Here is a 16,612-nt window from a genome sequence, read left to right as displayed (position 1 = left end):
GTGACCTAGGCCTGGGTGAAGGCCAGGGCCACGTTGTGGCCGCCGAAGCCGAACGAGTCGTTCACGGCGGCTTCCAGCTTGATCTTGCGCGGTTCGCCCGCCACCACGTCCAGCGTGACGGCCGGGTCGAGGTTCTCCAGGTTGAGGGTCTGGGGAACGATGCCGTCGCGGATCGAGAGGACGGTGACGATCGCCTCCACCGCTCCCGCCGCGCCCAGCAGGTGGCCCAGGGCGCCCTTCGGGGCGGTGAGGACCGGGTGGTCGCCGATCGCCTTGCGGATCGCCACGGTTTCCGCGACGTCGCCCACCTGGGTGGAGGTGGCGTGGCAGTTCACGTGGCCCACGTCGGACGGGTCGATGCCGCCGGACCGCAGGGATGCGGCGATGGCACGCGACTGGCCCACGCCCTCGGGGTCCGGGGCGGTGATGTGGTAGCCGTCGGCGGAGGTGCCGATGCCCGCGAGGCGGCCGTAGATCTTGGCGCCCCTGGCTTCGGCGAACTCGCGGCGTTCCAGGACCATGACGCCCGCGCCCTCGCCGAGGACGAAGCCGTCGCGGGCCGTGTCGAACGGGCGCGAGGCCTTCTCCGGCTCGTCGTTGCGGGTGCTCATGGTGCGGGCCTGCGAGAAGCCCGCGACCGGGATCGCCGTGATGCACGCTTCCGCGCCGCCCGCGACGACCACGTCGGCTTCGCCGGCCATGATCATGCGGTAGGCCCACGCGATGGCCTCGGCGCCCGACGCGCAGGCGGAGACCGGGGCGTGCACGCCCGCCTGTGCCTTCAGTTCCAGGCCCACGTGCGCGGCCGGCCCGTTCGGCATCAGCATCGGGACGGTCAGCGGCGACACCTTGCGCAGGCCCTGCTGCTCCAGGAGGTCGTCCTGGGTCAGGAGGGTGATCGCGCCGCCGATGCCCGTGCCGATGATCACGGCGAGGCGCTGGCGGTCGACGGTGTCGTCGTCGTGGCCCGCGTCGGCCCACGCCTGGCGGGACGCCACGATGGCGACCTGCTCGGAGCGGTCCAGGCGGCGCGCCTCGACGCGGGGGAGCACCTCGGTCGGGTCCACCACGAGCTGCGACGCGATCTTGACCGGCAGGTCGTACTTCTCGACCCAGTCGTGGGTCATGGGGCGGACCCCGCTCTTGCCGGCCAGCAGCGCGTCCCAGGTGGACGTGACATCACCACCGAGCGGGGTGGTGGCACCCAGCCCGGTGATGACGACCTCGATGCCCGAACTCACTTGTTGCTGGTGATGTAGTTCACCGCGTCACCAACGGTCTTGAGGTTGGCCAGCTCGTCGTCGGGGATCTTCACGCCGAACTTGTCCTCAGCCTGGACGGCGATCTCGACCATCGACAGCGAGTCGATGTCGAGGTCGTCCACGAAGGACTTCTCAGCGGTGACGTCGTCGGCGGCAACGCCGGCGACCTCTTCGACGATCTCGGCAAGACCGGACAGGACGTTGTCGCTCACTGAAGTTCCCTTTCGATTGAAACGGTGGAAAAACTCATGGGCACCGGACCACCTGTCCCGCGTAGGACAGGCCCGCGCCGAACCCGACCATCAGCACCACGTCTCCGGAGGAGATCTCGCCCGCCGACCTCATGTGGTCCAGCGCCATGGGGATCGAGGCCGAGGAGGTGTTGCCGGATTCGACGATGTCTCGAGCGATCTTCAGGTCCTCGCGCGCACCATTCTTGTGCAGGCGCTTCGCGATCGCCTCGATGATCCTGAGGTTGGCCTGGTGCGGGGCGAACACGTCCACGTCGGACAGTTCGACGCCCGCGAGTTCGGCGGCGCGGAGCGCCACCGGTGCGATCTGGGTCGTGGCCCACCGGAAGACCGTCTGGCCCTCCTGGTGGATGAACGAGTCGCGGTCGTCGATCCTGATGACCTCGGACATCGAGCCGTCCGAGCCCCAGGCGACGGGGCCGATCTCGTTCGTGTCGCTGGCGCCGACCACGACGGCACCCGCGCCGTCCGCGAAGATGATCGCGGTCGAGCGGTCGTCCTGGTGGGTCCAGTCGGTGAGCTTCTCCGCGCCGATGACGAGGATGTTCTTCACCGTTCCCGCGCGGACGATGTCCGCGGCGGTCGCGACGGCGTAGCAGAAGCCCGCGCACGCGGCGTTCAGGTCGAACGCGGCCGCGGCCTTGACGCCGAGCCGGGTGGCGACCTGCGCGGCGGCGTTCGGGATCGTCGACGGCATGGTGCACGTCGCCACGATCACGCCACCGATGTCCTCGGGCGTGAGGCCCGCGTCCTCGATCGCCTTCGCGCCCGCGAGGACGGACATGTCGACGACGCCCTCGTCCTTCGCCGCCACGCGCCGGTTGACGATGCCGACCCGCTCGCGGATCCACTCGTCCGAGGTGTCCATGCGCTGAGCCAGGTCGTGGTTGCTCACCACGGTCTCGGGCTGGTAGCTGCCGAGGCCGAGGATGCGGCTACCCGCGGCTGCCCGCGGGGCCTGGAAGGTCGTCACTTGGTGGCTCCAACGGTGTCGAAGAGCTCCGCGACCTTCTCGAGCTGGTCAGGGGTCTTCAGGGCGAGGGTGGCGGTGCCCTTCATCGCACGCTTGGCGAGACCGGTGAGCACGCCGGCGGGCGGCAGCTCGACCGAGCCGCCGACGCCCTTCGCGACGAACGCGGCCTGGCACAGGTCCCAGCGAACGGGGCTGGTGACCTGGGAGACCAGGCGCCGCAGCACCTCGGCGCCCTCGGCGACGAACTGACCGTCCTTGTTGGACACCAGCGGCAGCGACGGGTCCTGCGTGGCGACTTCGGCGGCACGCGCGCGCACGGCGTCTTCGGCCGATGCCATGTACTTGGTGTGGAACGCGCCCGCGACGGCCAGCTTGCGGATCTTCGCCGGGCCGGGCGGGTTCTCCACCAGCGCGTCGAGCGCGGCGTGCGGTCCGGCCGCGACGATCTGACCGGCACCGTTGCGGTTCGCGGGCACGAGGCCGAGCTCTTCGAGGCGCGCCAGCACCTCCGGCTCGTCACCGCCGAGCACCGCGGCCATGCCGGTGGGCTCCAGGGCGCAGGCCTGCGCCATCGCCGCACCGCGCACGGCGGCCAGGGCGACGGCGTCGTCGGCGCTGATGACGCCCGCGACCGCGGCGGCGGCGAGCTCGCCGACCGAGTGCCCGCCGACCACCACCTCGGACGGCAGTGCGACGCGCTTGCGCAGCTCGCCGAACGCGAGCACGGCGAGCGCCACGACGAGCGGCTGGGTGATCGCGGTGTCGACGATCTCGTCGGCCTCCGCGGTGGTGCCGAGGCGCACCAGGTCGAGGCCCGTGATCTCCGACCACGTGCGCACCTGCTTCTCGGCCCCCTCCAGTTCGAGCCAGGGGGCGAGCATGCCGGGCGTCTGGGACCCTTGTCCGGGCGCGAGGAGTGCGATCACGCCGATTACTAAAGCCGGTGGACCCGCCGGTACCCCATGTCGTGAACAACTAAGTACGGCGATCGTATTTGTAGAAACCCTACAAAAGTGTCGCCTGGGTGAACGCGTCACGACGTAAGCCCAGCTCAGGGCGTCGGGGGTTCGTTTGGTCCTCACCCCAACGGATGGGTGCGAACTCCGTCACAACCAGTTCACTACCACAGGCCCCGGGAGCGGGCAAGGCGCCCTACAGACAAAGCGACGCGAAGCACAAGTGCGTCTCGAGCGTCATGTGCATTTCTTCCCGTCATTTCCTGAACGCGCCGAAGGCGATATCTGACCGTGTTCGGGTGCACGAACAGTTTTTTCGCGCACGTCTCCAGCACGCCCCCGACTTCCAGGAACGCGTCCACGGTGTCCAGCAGCGCGCCGCCCGCGTCCTCCAGAGGCCTCGCGACCCGGTCGACGAGCTGCCACTCGGCCTCCGGGTCGCCCGCGAGCGCCCGTTCCGGCAGCAGGTCGAGGGACCGGACGGGCCGGGGAGCGGCGGGCCAGCCCACGACGGCCCGCAGCCCGCTCAGCGCGTCGCTCGCGCTGCGGTGCGCCTCCGAGAGGCTCGCCACGGTCGGCCCGGCGACCACGGGACCCTCGCCGAAGCCCTCGGCGATGCGGCCCAGCACGTCCTCACCGGTCTCCGTCGGCCCGCCGAGCACGACGACCAGCCGCGAGCCCTGCACGGACAGCAGCACGGGCCGGCCGGCGCGGGCCGCCTTGCTGCGCACCGAGTAGATGATCGCGGGCGGGTCCTCGCCGCCGGGGTTGCCGACCAGCACGGTCGCCTCGAGCGCCGGGTCCCAGCCGAGCGCGGCGGCGCGCGAGAGCAGCGACTCCTCGGGGTCGCCGCGCACGATGCCGTCGACGACCAGCGCCTCCAGCCGGGCGTCCCACGCACCGCGCGCCTCGGCGGCCGCCGCGTAGGAGGTGGCGGCGGAGAAGGCGATCTCCCGCCCGTACCGCAGCACGCCCTCCATCAACAGCGCGCGCTCGGCCTCGTTCGCCGCCATCTGCGGCATCTGCTCCTCGAACAGCTCCAGCGCTATCCGGACCAGCTCGACGGTCTGGCGCAGGCTGACCCAGCGGGAGATGTCCTTGGGGGCGCTGCGGAACGCGTCCGCGGTCAGCCGGATCGCCTGCTGCCGGTCGTGCAGCCACTCGACGAACCCGGCCACGCCGTTCTGGATCAGCAGCAGCACGCTCGCCCGCTGGTCCGCGGGCATCCGGGCGAACCAGGACAGCCGCCGCTCCATCTCCGACACGCTCGCGGTCGCGAGCGAGCCCGACGCGCGTTCGATCTTGCGCATGGTGCGGGCGGAGAGCGCGGGCGGGTGCTCCTCCTTCGCCTTGCTGCTGGTCATACCCGCAGCCTAAGGCCAGGGGAGGGGCATCACTGGGACGGGTGACAGAACCCATGTGGTCGTTTTCGCGGCCATACCTTCGGGCAGCAGAGGTCTTTCGCGCGGCGTGGAGGTTCGTCATGCACAGGTTCCCGTCCCTTGCCTTGAGCGCGGTGGTGCTCCTGACGACGAGCACCGCCGCCACAGCCGGCCCTCCCGACCCTCTGGCCGGGTTCTACGCGCAGCCGGTCGGGTGGGCGCAGTGCGGCGGGAAGCTGGCCGACCTGGAGTGCGCCACGCTCGTGGCGCCGCTCGACTACACCCGACCGGCCGGGGAGCGGATCAACCTGACGATCAGCCGCAAGAAGGCGACCGCGCCCGACCGCAGGCGCGGCGTGCTGTTCACCAATCCGGGTGGACCTGGCGGATCGGGGCTCGGCCTGCCGCTGTTCCTCGCGAAGTCCGAGCTCGGGAAGGTCTACGACGTGATCGGCATCGACCCGCGCGGCGTCGGCGGCTCCACGGCGCTGAACTGCCGCACCGCGCCCGCGATCGCCACACCGGAGTCGCGGCCCCCGGACGGCGAGTTCGGCAAGTGGGCGGCCGAGGCGCGCGAGGCCGAGGAGGCCTGCCAGAGGTCCGCCGGCGGCATCCGGCAGTTCATCAGCACGCCCAACACCGCACGGGACATGGACGTCGTGCGCGGCGCCCTGGGCGAACACAAGATCAACTACCTGGGCTACTCCTACGGCACGTACCTGGGCGCGGTGTACGGGACGTTGTTCCCGAACAGGCTCGACCGCAGCGTGCTCGACTCGGCCGTGCACCCGGAGTGGATCTGGCACGAGCAGTTCCGCCAGCAGGCCGTGGCGTACCGGATGGACGTCGAGGCGTGGGCCGCGTGGGTGGGGCGGCGCCACGAGAAGTTCGGCCTGGGCAGGTCGCGCGACGAGGTGCTGGCCGAGGTCGAGAAGGTCGCCGCGAAGCTGCACGCGGCGCCCGTGGGCGAGTACGACCGCTCCGCCTTCGACGGCGCGGTGGGCGTGGGCTCCCGCTACCGTCCGCTGTGGTCGGACCTGGCGTCGATCGTGGTCCAGCTGCGGTCGGGGGAGCAGACGCAGAACGCCGAGGGCGCCAAGGCCGGTCAGGTGCTCGCGAACACCGGTCTGCAGGACCTGCGCTCCGGCGTGTTCGACACGGTCACCTGCGAGGCGGACTGGCCGACCGACCTGCACGTCTACTACGAGAACATGCGGATGTTCCGCGACCGCTACCCGTACGGCTTCGGCATCGTGCGGGCGGCGCCGATGACGTGCACCTTCCGCTCGTTCACGCCGCCGGAGCCGCCGGTGAGGATCAGCCGCAAGGGCTACCCGGTCGGCGTCGTGGTGCAGTCCGAGGGCGACACGCAGACCCAGTACGCGAGCGGGCCGGCGATGGCGCAGCGGCTCGGGCACAACCTGGTCACCGTCGTCGACGAGGGCAAGCACGGCCTCTACAACGGCGGCAACGCGTGCGTCGACGCCAAGGTGAACCGGTACCTGGTCGACGGGGCGCTGCCCGGCAGCAGCTCCGAGTGCGCCGGGGACCCGCGGCCCGAGGTGCCGCAGGACGGCCAGGGAGGTGCGGCTCCCGCGCTGTCCCCCGGCCGGATCCAGGCCTACCTCGACGGGCGCGGGCTGAGCGCGGTGCGGCCGTAGAAATGTGGAAGCGCCCGACACGGAGCGTGTCGGGCGCTTCCCTCTCCCCGGTCCCCACCGGTGGTTCCACTCTGAACTGTATTGAGACAAAAATCCACGTCAGCCACCCTTTCGTGTCACGGTGTCGAAGTTGTGGGGCGGTGTGATCCGCGAAACGATCAACCGGTCGGATCTTCACTCACCGCGACTTCGTTCCAGGAGGGCCCGTGGGCTCGCAAATCACCGAGGGCCTGGGCCAGGCGTGGGCGGTGGTGGCCACGTTCGTGCCGAAGCTGCTCGGCTTCCTGCTGATCCTGGTCATCGGCTGGTTCATCGCCAAGGCGCTGGCCAAGGGCGTCCGGTTCCTGCTCCAGCGCGTCGGCTTCGAGAAGCTGGTCGACAGGTCGGGCCTGAGCGGCGCCATGCGCCAGTCGTCGATGGACGCGGCCGGGCTGATCGCCAAGATCGTCTACTACTTCGTGCTGCTGATCGCGCTGCAGCTGGCGTTCGGCGTCTTCGGCGCCTCGAACCCGGTCAGCACGCTGCTCAACGAGGTCATCGCGTACCTGCCGCGCATCGTCGTCGCCGTGGTGCTCGTGATCGTCGCGTCGGCCATCGGCACGGCGCTCAAGGGCCTCGTCACCGGTGCGCTCGGCCAGCGCTCCTACACGAAGCTGCTGGGCAACATCACGTACGGCTTCGTCATGGCGCTCGGCGTCATCGCGGCGCTGAACCAGCTGGGCATCGCGATCTCGGTCACCATGCCGGTCCTGATCGCCGTCCTCGCGACCGTCGCCGGCGTCGTCATCATCGGCGTGGGTGGCGGCCTGGTCCGCCCGATGCAGCAGCGCTGGGAGGGCTGGCTGACCCGCGTGCAGGACGAGGCGCGGTCGCAGTCCCCGATGCCGCGCGCCTCGCAGGAGATGCCGCAGACCGTCGGTGGCCACCCGGGCGACGCCCCGACGCCGCCGTCGGGCACGCCGATGACCGGCAGGTAGTTCCCACCTGCTGGAAGGGGGTCCCGCGCAAACATCACGCGCAGGGCCCCTTCTTCGTGTTCCGGAGGTTCTCCAGTTCCGGTCCAGTGTGCGCACGGAGCCTCGTAGGCACCCGAACTGTTCCGTCGCGGTGGAGGACCTATGAAAGCCCTTGTGCTGTCCGCGGGCGTGCGCCCGGCCGGGTACTCGCTGCCCAGGCAGATCGTCCCCATCGCGAACAAGCCGGTGCTCGAGTACGTGGTCGAGAACCTGAGGGACGTCGGGATCACCGAGATCGGCCTCGTCGTCGGTGACCACGGCCAGGAGATCTCCGAGCTGTTCGGCGACGGCTCCTACCTGGGCGTCTCGATCACCTACATCAGGCAGGACCTGCCGCTCGGGCTCGCGCACTGCGTCCGGATCGCCCGGCCGTTCCTCGGTGACGACGACTTCGTGCTCTACCTCGGCGACAACGTGCTGGTCGAGGGCATCGGCCAGATCGCGGACGAGTTCGCGCGGCTGCGCCCGTCCGCCCAGGTGCTCGTCGACAAGGTGGAGGACCCGCGCCTGTACGGCGTCGCGGAGGTCGACGAGAACTCGCGCGTGACGCGGCTGGTCGAGCACCCGCGGGAGCCGCGCAGCGACCTCGCGATGATCGGCGTCTACTTCTTCACACCCGCCATCCACGCCGCCGTCGACGCGATCGAGCCGTCGTGGCGCGGCGAGTTCGAGATCACCGACGCCCTGCAGTGGCTCGTGACGCACGAACGCGACGTGCGGGCGCGGATGTACTCCGGGTTCTGGAAGGACACCGGCAGGGTCGAGGACGTGCTGGAGTGCAACCGCGAGCTGCTGATGAGGCTGCGGACCGACATCCAGGGCGTCGTCGACGACGAGTCGCGGCTGATCGGCGACGTCGTGGTCGAGGAGGGTGCGCGCGTCGTGCGGTCGTGCATCGTCGGTCCCGTGATCATCGGCGCCGGGACGCTCGTCGAGGAGTCGGTCATCGGGCCGTACACGTCGATCGGCGCGGACTGCCGGATCACCGAGTCCGGGGTGGCCGGCTCGATCGTGCTGAACGAGGCCTCCGTGCACAACGTGTCGGGCATCGAGACGTCGCTGATCGGCCGCCGGGCCCGCGTCGGGTCGGCGCGCCAGCACCGGCTCGTGGTCGGTGACGGCGCGCACGTCGAGGTGGCCGCCTAGCCGCGGATCCAGTCCTGGAGCCGGTCGCACTCCTCGGCGACCGCCTTCTTCCTGCTCGGCGGCAGCTCGTCGATGTGGTCGACGGTGATCGTGCGCTCCTTGGTGACCGCCCAGGTGGCGGCGACGTAGCCGTCGACGAGGACCGTGGGCTTGCCGCCGATGACGACGCCGAGGCGGTCGTCGGCGATGACCCGGCGGCGGTCGGCGTGGGCGAGCAGGACGTTGTCGAACTCGGGCAGCAGCCGGACCGGCAGCGGGGTGTCCGCGTCGGGACGAGGGGCGTCGGGGAGGTCGAACAGCTCCTTGTCGCCCTCGGTGCGGAAGGTGACGAGCTCCGGCCTGAGCTCCTCGAACGTCGCGCTGAGCTTCGTGAGGCCGGACCACTGCTGGGCGTCCATGACGGTGGCGGGGCCGAAGGCCTTCAGGTAGCGCAGCACCAGTTCGCGCTTGTCCATCGCCTGCTGCGGTCGCCCGAGCCAGTTCTCCAGCGTCGTGCAGACGGCACGGCCGCTGCGGTGCCACAGCCCGCGCGGCGGGAGCTGCACCAGGGCGAGCTTGTTGCGCAGGGCGTTGCCGAGGACGGTGTGCTCGCGGTCGGGCCAGCGCTCCCGCAACCGCCTGCCGGCGTCCGCGGTGCCCTGCGGGGTGTCGTCGAGGATCTCGCGGCCGGCCTCGGCGACCTCGTCGAGGTCGAGGCCCCTCAGGCGGGCGGCGAACGGGCCGCTCCGCAGCTCGCGGTCGAGCCGGAGCTGGGTGTGGGGCCTCAGCCCGAGCGCGTCCCGTGCGCTGACCAGGTGGATCGTGCCGCGCATCAGCAGGATGCGGACGGCCTCGCGGTGGGTCAGCAGGTCTTCCAGCTCCCGCGGCTGGAAGTCGTGGATGCGCGTCCACAGGCCGACGTAGGGCGACTTCGGTTCCTGGGCCTGGATGCCGACGAGGTGCTCGATGGCGGCGAGCGCGCTCTTGCCGGCGCGCTCGCGCAACATCTGGCGTTCGATCAGCGCTCTGTTGAGCCGGTCCTGGCTGAGGGTCCCCATCGGGACAGGTTAGAACCTGATGAACGCGAAACCGGTGCCGTCCGGGCGTTCCCCGTCGTGGACGACGAGCAGGTTGAGCTCGCCGAGGACGATGTCGGCACCGTCGGAGTGCTCGACGTCCTTCACGCGGAAGTCCCTGAGCGGCACCATGTCGGCCTTGCGGTAGGCGACGAACCGCGAGTCGCCCTGGCTGGACGCGAGCAGCACGTCGTCCGCGATCGTGAGGCCCTCGGCGTCGGCTTCGAGCCACTTCCCGCCGAACCCGGGGTTCGGGCCGTCCGGTTCGCACTCCTCGGTCTCGGGGTCGTACTTCTGCGGCGCGCCGAACGAGCGGACCCTGTCCACGAGCTGCGGCTTGCCGAAGCCGTTGGCGCGCAACGGGATGCGCCAGATGCCGACGTCCTCCTGCGCGGCGTACAGGGTGTTCGTCCGCTCGTCGATCACCATGCCCTCGACCTGCGGGCCCTCGCCGGGCTCGCCGCACACGGTCCAGCTCTTGCCGTCCGGCAGCGTGAAGGTGCTCGGCAGGTCCAGAGTGGACACCTTCCGGGTGTCGTACGTCCTGCCCTTCTGCACCTGCAGCAACGCGATGCTCGTCTCGTTGCGCCGGCTCGTCACGACGACGTCCTTGCCCTGGACGCGCCCGGCGGCCAGGCCGTAGACGGTGTGCTGGCCGTCGACCTCGGCCTCGGTCCGGCTGAACACGGGCTTCGTCGCGGGGTTCGTGACGTCCCGCGCGCCGTGTTCGTCCACCTGGAACACCCGGATGCGGTCACGGCCGCGGTCGCTGACGAACGCCAGGTCGCCGAGGACGTCGACGTTGTTGTAGCGGCCGGGTTTGGCGTCGGGCGTCGGCGGCTGCGGCGCCGGGAGGACGCCGATCGTGCGGCCGTCGAGGTCGAACGCCGCCAGACCACCTTCCTTGAGCGTGCCCAGGACCACACTGCGCTCGGTGTCGCGCGGGTTCACCCAGATGGCCGGGTCGTCGGCGTCCGCGGGCTCCTCGAACGTCTGCGTGATCACCGTCGGTGTGATGACGGGCGGCGCGGGGGTGGTGAGGAACAAAGGCACGAGCGCCAGTGCTAAGGGAGATGACATGGTGGGACCGTAGGGAACACCGGTATACGGCGACTGAACCCCGGGGGAACAAGTCGTGTGGTACGAGATGGGATTGACGATCTTCGGCCAGAAGATCGCTTACACCGAGCTGGTCGGGCAGGTGCTGGCGCTCGCGGTGGTGTTCCTCGCGCAGCGGCGGTCACTGCTGACCTGGCCCGTGCAGCTGGTCTCCGTCGCTTTGCTGTTCACCGTCTACATGTCGAGCCACCTGGGCGGCCTCGCGACGCGGCAGATCGTGGTCGGTGCGATCGCCGTCTACGGCTGGTACGCGTGGGTGCGCCGCCGCGACCCGGTGTTCGGCGTGGTGGTGCGCAAGGGCTCGTGGCGGGAGCGGGTCGCCGTCGTCGGTGCCTTCGTCGTCGGCACGGTCGCGTTCGCGCTGGTCCTGGACGCGCTGGACGCGTCGTGGGCGCCGTGGCCGGACGCCGCCATCTTCGTCGGCACGATCCTGGCGTTCGCGCTGCAGGGCCTCGGCCTCGTCGAGTTCTGGCTGGTGTGGCTGGTGGTCGACGCCGTCGGCGTGCCGCTGCAGATCCAGTCGGGCCTGTACTTCAGCGCGCTCGTCTACCTGATCTTCGCGGGCCTGGTGGTCCACGGTTTCATCGACTGGAACCGCACCGCCCGCCGGTTGACACAGGCGGCAAAGTCTCCCCTATGAGGGGACTGTTGATCGCTCTGCTGACCGCTGTCTCGTCGCTGGTAGCCCTTCCCGCCGCCCAGGCCGCTCCGCAGCCTCGCACCGGGTTCGAGCTCACCGGCGAGTGGACCACCGAGGCCGGGGAACAGGCCTACCTGCGCGCCACCGGCCTCCCGGTCTCGGAGATCGGGACGACCGCGCAGGGCCGCCCGATCCAGCTCGTGCGCGTGGGCTCCCGCACCGCGCGCACGGTGGTTCTCTTCATCTGCTCCCAGCACGGTGACGAACCCGCCGGCCGGGAGGCGTGCCTGATCCGCATGCGCTCTCTGCCGCGCACGTCGTCCGTGACGTACCTGTTCGTCCCGAACGCCAACCCCGACGGCCGCGCCGCCGACACCCGCGGCAACTCCGACGGCATCGACGTCAACCGCGACCACCTGCTGCTGCGCACCGCCGAGGCCCGCGCGATGGCGTCGGTGATCCGCGACTGGAAGCCCGACGTCATCCACGACCTGCACGAGTTCGGCCCCTCCGCGCCGTACTACGTCAAGGACGTCCTCTGGCTGTGGCCCCGCAACCTCAACGTCGCCGACGGCGTGCACGACCTGTCGGAGACGTTGTCGCGCTCGTACGTCCGGCCCGCGGTGGAGGCCGCCGGCCGCACCTCCGGCGTCTACGGCGTCTACGTCGACCCGGTGACCGGCGAGCCGATCCGGCAGGTCGCGGGCGACGGCCAGGAGCGCATCCTGCGCAACACCGGCGGCTTGAAGCACGGCATGGGCCTGCTGGTCGAGACCAACGTCGACAACACGCCCGCGTTCCGCGTCGAGTCGCACCTCAAGGCCCTCGACGGCACCCGGTCGTTCGTCGACGGGAACCGCTCGGCGATCGAGGCCGCCACCGCCGCCTCCCGGGCCGTGCGGACCGGCCCGGTGTACTTCGGCGGCGCGGACAACCAGCCCCCGGCACCCGAGGACGTCGTCTCACCCCAGCCGTGCGGCTACGCGCTGACGGCCGCCGAGTTCCTGACCGTGCGCGACCGGCTCGCCCTGCACGGCGTCACGTCGCAGTACCTGAGAGGCGGTGACCGCATCGTGCCGGTGCGCCAGGAAGCCCGCCCGATCATCCCGCTGCTGCTCGACCCGCGCGCCGACGAACCGCTGTTCAAGGCCCGCGTCGTCGCACAGTGCTAGATGCTCTAACTGATATATCGCTTCTCAACTGATATATCGGTTGTCTGACCTGGCCCTTGGCAACGAGACTTTTGACTTCGTCCGCAAAAGACTCATTGCAAGGGCCCGTGCATCAATGGACACCGATCTGGCCGAGCGCGTGGAGCGCAACCTCGCCGAGCACGCCTGCCACCTCCACCGGCACCTGCCGGGCGGCACCGTCACGGACACCGGCGACCTGCTGGTCGCGGACAGCGGCCTGGCCGACGACACGTTCAACATCGTCGCCTCGGCGCGCTTCGCCGACGCGGCGCGCGTCGCGGAGACCGTGAGCGCGGTGAAGGCCACCGGCCGCCCGTTCTCGTGGTGGGTCGGGCCGGGCTCGCCCGGACTGGGCGCGCTGCTCACCGACGCGGGACTCAGCGCGTCCGAAACCGAAACGGGCATGTGGCTCGGCCTGGACGGCCCGCTGCCCGGCGCGCACGCCGACGGCCTCGACGTCCGGCGGGTGTCCACCGCCGACGAGCTGGCCGACTACGCCGCCGTGCTCGCCGCCAACTGGGACCCGCCCGCCGAGACCGTCCGCCGCTTCTACGCCGAGGTGGCCGGGCCCGCGTTGCGCAGCCGGGCGCGCTACCTCGTCGGGTACGTGGGGGACCGCCCCGTGTGCACGGCCGAGGTGTTCCTGCACGCGGGTGTCGCGGGCATCTACAACATCGCGACGCTCGCCGGCGACCGCCGCCGCGGGTACGGCGGCGCCATCACGGCCGCCGCCCTGCACGTCGCCCGTGACGAAGGTCTCCCGGTCGCCGTGCTGCAGGCGTCCGCCGACGGCGAGCCCGTGTACCGACGGCTCGGCTTCACGCCGTGCGGTCACTTCACCGAGTACGCCCTCAACGGCTGAGGGGCCGTTCCGCAGCTGCGGAACGGCCCCTCAGATCGTTTCTGAGCCCTCGAGAGGGCTCCGGTGCTACGCCAGACCCGCGTCGGACGTGGACGGCCCAGCGGCCTGCACGTCGTCGATGCGGTACTTGCGGGCCGCCTCGACGACCTTCGACTGCTCGACCTCGCCGCGGCGGGCCAGGGCGGCCAGCGTGGCGACGACGACCGACTCCGCGTCCACCAGGAAGTGGCGGCGGGCGGCCGGGCGGGTGTCGGAGAAGCCGAAGCCGTCCGTGCCCAGGGTCGTCATGTCGGTCGGGACGTACGGGCGGATCAGGTCCGGGATCGCCGACGCCCAGTCCGAGACGGCGACGACCGGGCCCTGCGCGTCCTTCAGCACCTGCGTCACGTACGGCACGCGCGGCTCGGCGTCCGGGTGCAGCAGGTTGTGGCGGTCGGTCTCGACGGCGTCGCGGCGCAGCTCCGAGTACGACGTGGCGGACCACACGTCCGCGGAGACGCCCCACTCGTCGGCCAGCATCTGCTGGGCCTTGAGCGCCCACGGCAGGCCCACGCCCGAGCCGAGGATCTGCACGCGCGGACCGCCGGTCTGCGGGCCCTCCTGGTACCGGTAGAGGCCCCGCAGAAGGCCTTCGACGTCCAGGTTCTCCGGCTCGGCCGGCTGCACGTACGGCTCGTTGTAGACCGTCATGTAGTAGAAGATGTTCTCGGCGTTCTCGCCGTACATCCTGCGCAGACCGTCCTTGACGATGTGCGCCACCTCGAACGACCACGCCGGGTCGTACGCGATCACGGCCGGGTTCGTGTGCGCCAGCAGCAGCGAGTGGCCGTCGGCGTGCTGCAGGCCCTCACCGGTCAGCGTGGTGCGGCCCGCGGTGGCGCCGAGCACGAAGCCGCGCGCCATCTGGTCCGCCGCCGCCCACAGGCCGTCGCCCGTGCGCTGGAAGCCGAACATCGAGTAGAAGATGTAGATCGGGATCATCGGCTCGCCCTGCGTGGCGTAGGACGTGCCGACCGCCGTGAACGACGCCGTGGAACCCGCCTCGTTGATGCCCTCGTGCAGGATCTGGCCCTGCTCGGACTCCTTGTAGGCGAGCATCAGGTTGGCGTCCACCGAGGTGTACGCCTGGCCGTTCGGGTTGTAGATCTTCTGCGTCGGGAACATGGAGTCCATGCCGAACGTCCGTGCCTCGTCCGGGATGATCGGCACGATGCGCGGGCCGATCTCCGGGTCCTTCGCGAGGTCGCGGACGAGCCGGACGAACGCCATCGTGGTGGCGACCTCCTGCTTGCCCGAACCGCGGCGGACGCCCTCGTAGACCTTGTCGCCCGGCAGCACCAGCGCCTTGGACTTCGTGCGGCGCTCCGGCACGAACCCGCCCAGCTGGCGGCGGCGTTCCTGCATGTACTGGATCTCCGGCGAGTCCTGCCCGGGGTGGTAGTACGGCGGCAGGTACGGGTCGGCCTCGAGCTGCGCGTCCGAGATCGGGATGCGCAGGCTGTCGCGGAAGCCCTTGAGGTCGTCCAGGGTCATCTTCTTCATCTGGTGCGTCGCGTTGCGGGCCGCGAAGTGCGGGCCGAGCGAGTAGCCCTTGATGGTCTTGGCGAGGATGACGGTGGGCTGGCCGACGGTCTCGGTCGCCGCCTTGTAGGCCGCGTAGACCTTGCGGTAGTCGTGGCCACCGCGCTTGAGGTTCCACACCTCGTCGTCGCTCATGGCGTCGACGAGAGCCTTCGTGCGCGGGTCACGGCCGAAGAAGTGCTCCTTGACGTACGCGCCGTCGTTGGCCTTGTAGGTCTGGTAGTCGCCGTCGGGCGTGGTGTTCATCAGGTTGACGAGCGCGCCGTCGCGGTCCGCGTGCAGCAGCGCGTCCCACTCGCGGCCCCAGACGACCTTGATGACGTTCCAGCCGGCACCGCGGAAGAACGACTCCAGCTCCTGGATGATCTTGCCGTTGCCGCGCACCGGGCCGTCGAGGCGCTGCAGGTTGCAGTTCACGACGAACGTCAGGTTGTCGAGCTGCTCGTTGGCCGCGAGCTGCAGCAGGCCGCGCGACTCCGGCTCGTCCATCTCGCCGTCGCCGAGGAACGCCCACACGTGCTGGTCGGACGTGTCCTTGATGCCGCGGTCGCGCAGGTAGCGGTTGAACCGCGCCTGGTAGATCGCGTTCATCGGGCCGATGCCCATGGAGACCGTGGGGAACTCCCAGAAGTCCGGCATGAGGCGCGGGTGCGGGTACGACGGCAGGCCGCCGCCCGGACCGGCGTGCGAGTACTCCTGGCGGAAGCCGTCGAGCTGGTGCTCGGACAGGCGGCCCTCGAGGAACGCGCGGGCGTAGACACCGGGGGAGGCGTGGCCCTGGATGAAGACCTGGTCGCCGCCGCCGGGGTGGTTCTTGCCGCGGAAGAAGTGGTTGAAGCCGACCTCGTAGAGCGACGCGCTGGACGCGTACGTCGAAATGTGGCCACCGACACCCACGCCGGGGCGCTGCGCCCGGTGCACCGTCATCGCGGCGTTCCAGCGGATCCACGCGCGGTAACGGCGCTCCACCTCCTCGTCACCGGGGAACCACGGCTCCCGCTCGGTGGGGATGGTGTTGACGTAGTCCGTGCTGATCAGCGACGGCATGCCGACCTGGTTCTCGCCCGCGCGCTCCAGCAAACGCAGCATCAGGTAACGCGCCCGCTGCTGGCCACCGCCCTTGAGCACCTCGTCGAACGACTCGAGCCACTCGGCCGTCTCTTCGGGGTCGATGTCCGGCAGGTGCGCTGCCAGACCGTCGCGAATGACACGTACCCGCTCGGGGCCGGTGTTCTGCGGGCTCAAGGTGTCTCCTCGGCTTCGTTGGCGGTACACGCGGTGGCCCGGAAAACCGTGCCACGCGCCCCTATCGTTGTCCTTGCGCGACGACTTCGTCACCGCTACTGATCGGTAGTTCTGGATCGTGTCACTCACGCGCGCGCGATAAGAGGTATGTAGAGCGTGCCTCATGCCAGTGTAGGTGCTTCGAGAGGGGTGCCTGTTACGGCGTGTCACGTGGTCAACAGTTGCGCCGGAGGTAGCTGACAGTGTTCGCTAGCCGGAGTAACGGACTTC

The 16,612-nt window shown here is 70.4% G+C and carries 14 protein-coding genes; 6 read left to right on the top strand and 8 right to left on the bottom strand.

Annotated elements, in window-relative coordinates; translation table 11 throughout:
* Positions 1-5: 5 nt before the first annotated feature.
* The 5 genes from V1227_RS19590 to V1227_RS19570 form a co-directional block, all read right to left on the bottom strand.
* A complete protein-coding gene (locus V1227_RS19590; protein ID WP_236223637.1) occupies positions 6-1,241 on the bottom strand; it encodes a beta-ketoacyl-[acyl-carrier-protein] synthase family protein in 1,236 nt (411 codons plus the stop codon).
* Positions 1,238-1,474, bottom strand: a complete 237-nt coding sequence (locus V1227_RS19585) for an acyl carrier protein (RefSeq protein WP_030465146.1) — start codon at positions 1,472-1,474, stop codon at positions 1,238-1,240. The genes V1227_RS19590 and V1227_RS19585 overlap by 4 nt, the downstream gene beginning before the upstream one ends.
* A 34-nt stretch (positions 1,475-1,508) precedes the next feature.
* On the bottom strand, positions 1,509-2,486 hold the full coding sequence (locus V1227_RS19580; RefSeq protein ID WP_329787067.1) for a beta-ketoacyl-ACP synthase III: 978 nt from the start codon (positions 2,484-2,486) through the stop codon (positions 1,509-1,511).
* Complete coding sequence (locus V1227_RS19575; RefSeq protein WP_329787066.1) at positions 2,483-3,412, bottom strand: ACP S-malonyltransferase; 930 nt, start codon at positions 3,410-3,412, stop codon at positions 2,483-2,485. Before V1227_RS19575 ends, V1227_RS19580 begins: the two co-directional genes overlap by 4 nt.
* Positions 3,413-3,606: 194 nt before the next feature.
* Positions 3,607-4,806 carry a PucR family transcriptional regulator gene (locus tag V1227_RS19570; RefSeq protein WP_329787065.1) on the bottom strand — a complete coding sequence of 400 codons (1,200 nt, stop codon included), beginning with the start codon at positions 4,804-4,806 and terminating at the stop codon, positions 3,607-3,609.
* 119 nt (positions 4,807-4,925) lie between these two features.
* Here V1227_RS19570 and V1227_RS19565 point away from each other — a divergent pair, with 119 nt between their 5' ends.
* From V1227_RS19565 to V1227_RS19555, 3 genes are all read left to right on the top strand, one after another.
* Positions 4,926-6,485: an alpha/beta hydrolase gene (locus V1227_RS19565; RefSeq protein WP_329787064.1), complete on the top strand. Its 1,560-nt coding sequence runs from the start codon at positions 4,926-4,928 to the stop codon at positions 6,483-6,485.
* A gap of 206 nt (positions 6,486-6,691) precedes the next feature.
* Entirely contained in the window at positions 6,692-7,462 is a 771-nt protein-coding gene (locus V1227_RS19560; RefSeq protein WP_329787063.1) for a mechanosensitive ion channel family protein, read from the top strand.
* A gap of 141 nt (positions 7,463-7,603) precedes the next feature.
* The gene (locus V1227_RS19555) at positions 7,604-8,647 is read left to right on the top strand and encodes a glucose-1-phosphate thymidylyltransferase (RefSeq protein ID WP_329787062.1); all 1,044 of its coding nucleotides are present in this window, start codon (positions 7,604-7,606) and stop codon (positions 8,645-8,647) included.
* Here the strand turns inward: V1227_RS19555 and V1227_RS19550 are convergent.
* Complete coding sequence (locus V1227_RS19550) at positions 8,644-9,684, bottom strand: winged helix DNA-binding domain-containing protein (RefSeq protein ID WP_329787061.1); 1,041 nt, start codon at positions 9,682-9,684, stop codon at positions 8,644-8,646. The genes V1227_RS19555 and V1227_RS19550 overlap by 4 nt on opposite strands.
* A 9-nt stretch (positions 9,685-9,693) precedes the next feature.
* Positions 9,694-10,782, bottom strand: a complete 1,089-nt coding sequence (locus tag V1227_RS19545; protein WP_329787060.1) for a phytase — start codon at positions 10,780-10,782, stop codon at positions 9,694-9,696.
* Between the two features lie 67 nt (positions 10,783-10,849).
* Between V1227_RS19545 and pnuC the strand changes: the two genes are divergently transcribed.
* From pnuC to V1227_RS19530, 3 genes are all read left to right on the top strand, one after another.
* Complete coding sequence (pnuC, locus tag V1227_RS19540) at positions 10,850-11,461, top strand: nicotinamide riboside transporter PnuC (RefSeq protein ID WP_329794062.1); 612 nt, start codon at positions 10,850-10,852, stop codon at positions 11,459-11,461.
* Positions 11,458-12,633 (top strand): M14 family metallopeptidase, encoded by a 1,176-nt coding sequence (locus V1227_RS19535; RefSeq protein WP_329787059.1) that lies wholly within the window; start codon positions 11,458-11,460, stop codon positions 12,631-12,633. Before pnuC ends, V1227_RS19535 begins: the two co-directional genes overlap by 4 nt.
* Before the next feature lie 115 nt (positions 12,634-12,748).
* A complete protein-coding gene (locus V1227_RS19530; protein WP_329787058.1) occupies positions 12,749-13,516 on the top strand; it encodes a GNAT family N-acetyltransferase in 768 nt (255 codons plus the stop codon).
* 66 nt (positions 13,517-13,582) lie between these two features.
* Here the strand turns inward: V1227_RS19530 and aceE are convergent, their stop codons facing one another.
* The gene (gene aceE / locus V1227_RS19525) at positions 13,583-16,342 is read right to left on the bottom strand and encodes a pyruvate dehydrogenase (acetyl-transferring), homodimeric type (RefSeq protein WP_329787057.1); all 2,760 of its coding nucleotides are present in this window, start codon (positions 16,340-16,342) and stop codon (positions 13,583-13,585) included.
* Positions 16,343-16,612: the final 270 nt, after the last annotated feature.

It is taken from the genome of Lentzea sp. DG1S-22 (genome assembly GCF_036321065.1).
Taxonomy (GTDB): domain Bacteria; phylum Actinomycetota; class Actinomycetes; order Mycobacteriales; family Pseudonocardiaceae; genus Lentzea; species Lentzea jiangxiensis.
Note: the sequence above shows the minus strand (reverse complement) of the source record. Positions and strands in the feature narration are given on the sequence as shown.

What these genes read in the sequence shown, in the direction of transcription:
- V1227_RS19570 (WP_329787065.1), bottom strand. Translation starts at nt 4,806, where the DNA reads ATGACCAGCAGCAAGGCGAAGGAGGAGCACCCGCCCGCGCTCTCCGCC.
- V1227_RS19545 (WP_329787060.1), bottom strand. Translation starts at nt 10,782, where the DNA reads ATGTCATCTCCCTTAGCACTGGCGCTCGTGCCTTTGTTCCTCACCACC.
- V1227_RS19535 (WP_329787059.1), top strand. Translation starts at nt 11,458, where the DNA reads ATGAGGGGACTGTTGATCGCTCTGCTGACCGCTGTCTCGTCGCTGGTA.
- V1227_RS19555 (WP_329787062.1), top strand. Translation starts at nt 7,604, where the DNA reads ATGAAAGCCCTTGTGCTGTCCGCGGGCGTGCGCCCGGCCGGGTACTCG.
- pnuC (WP_329794062.1), top strand. Translation starts at nt 10,850, where the DNA reads ATGGGATTGACGATCTTCGGCCAGAAGATCGCTTACACCGAGCTGGTC.
- V1227_RS19550 (WP_329787061.1), bottom strand. Translation starts at nt 9,684, where the DNA reads ATGGGGACCCTCAGCCAGGACCGGCTCAACAGAGCGCTGATCGAACGC.
- V1227_RS19565 (WP_329787064.1), top strand. Translation starts at nt 4,926, where the DNA reads ATGCACAGGTTCCCGTCCCTTGCCTTGAGCGCGGTGGTGCTCCTGACG.
- V1227_RS19530 (WP_329787058.1), top strand. Translation starts at nt 12,749, where the DNA reads ATGGACACCGATCTGGCCGAGCGCGTGGAGCGCAACCTCGCCGAGCAC.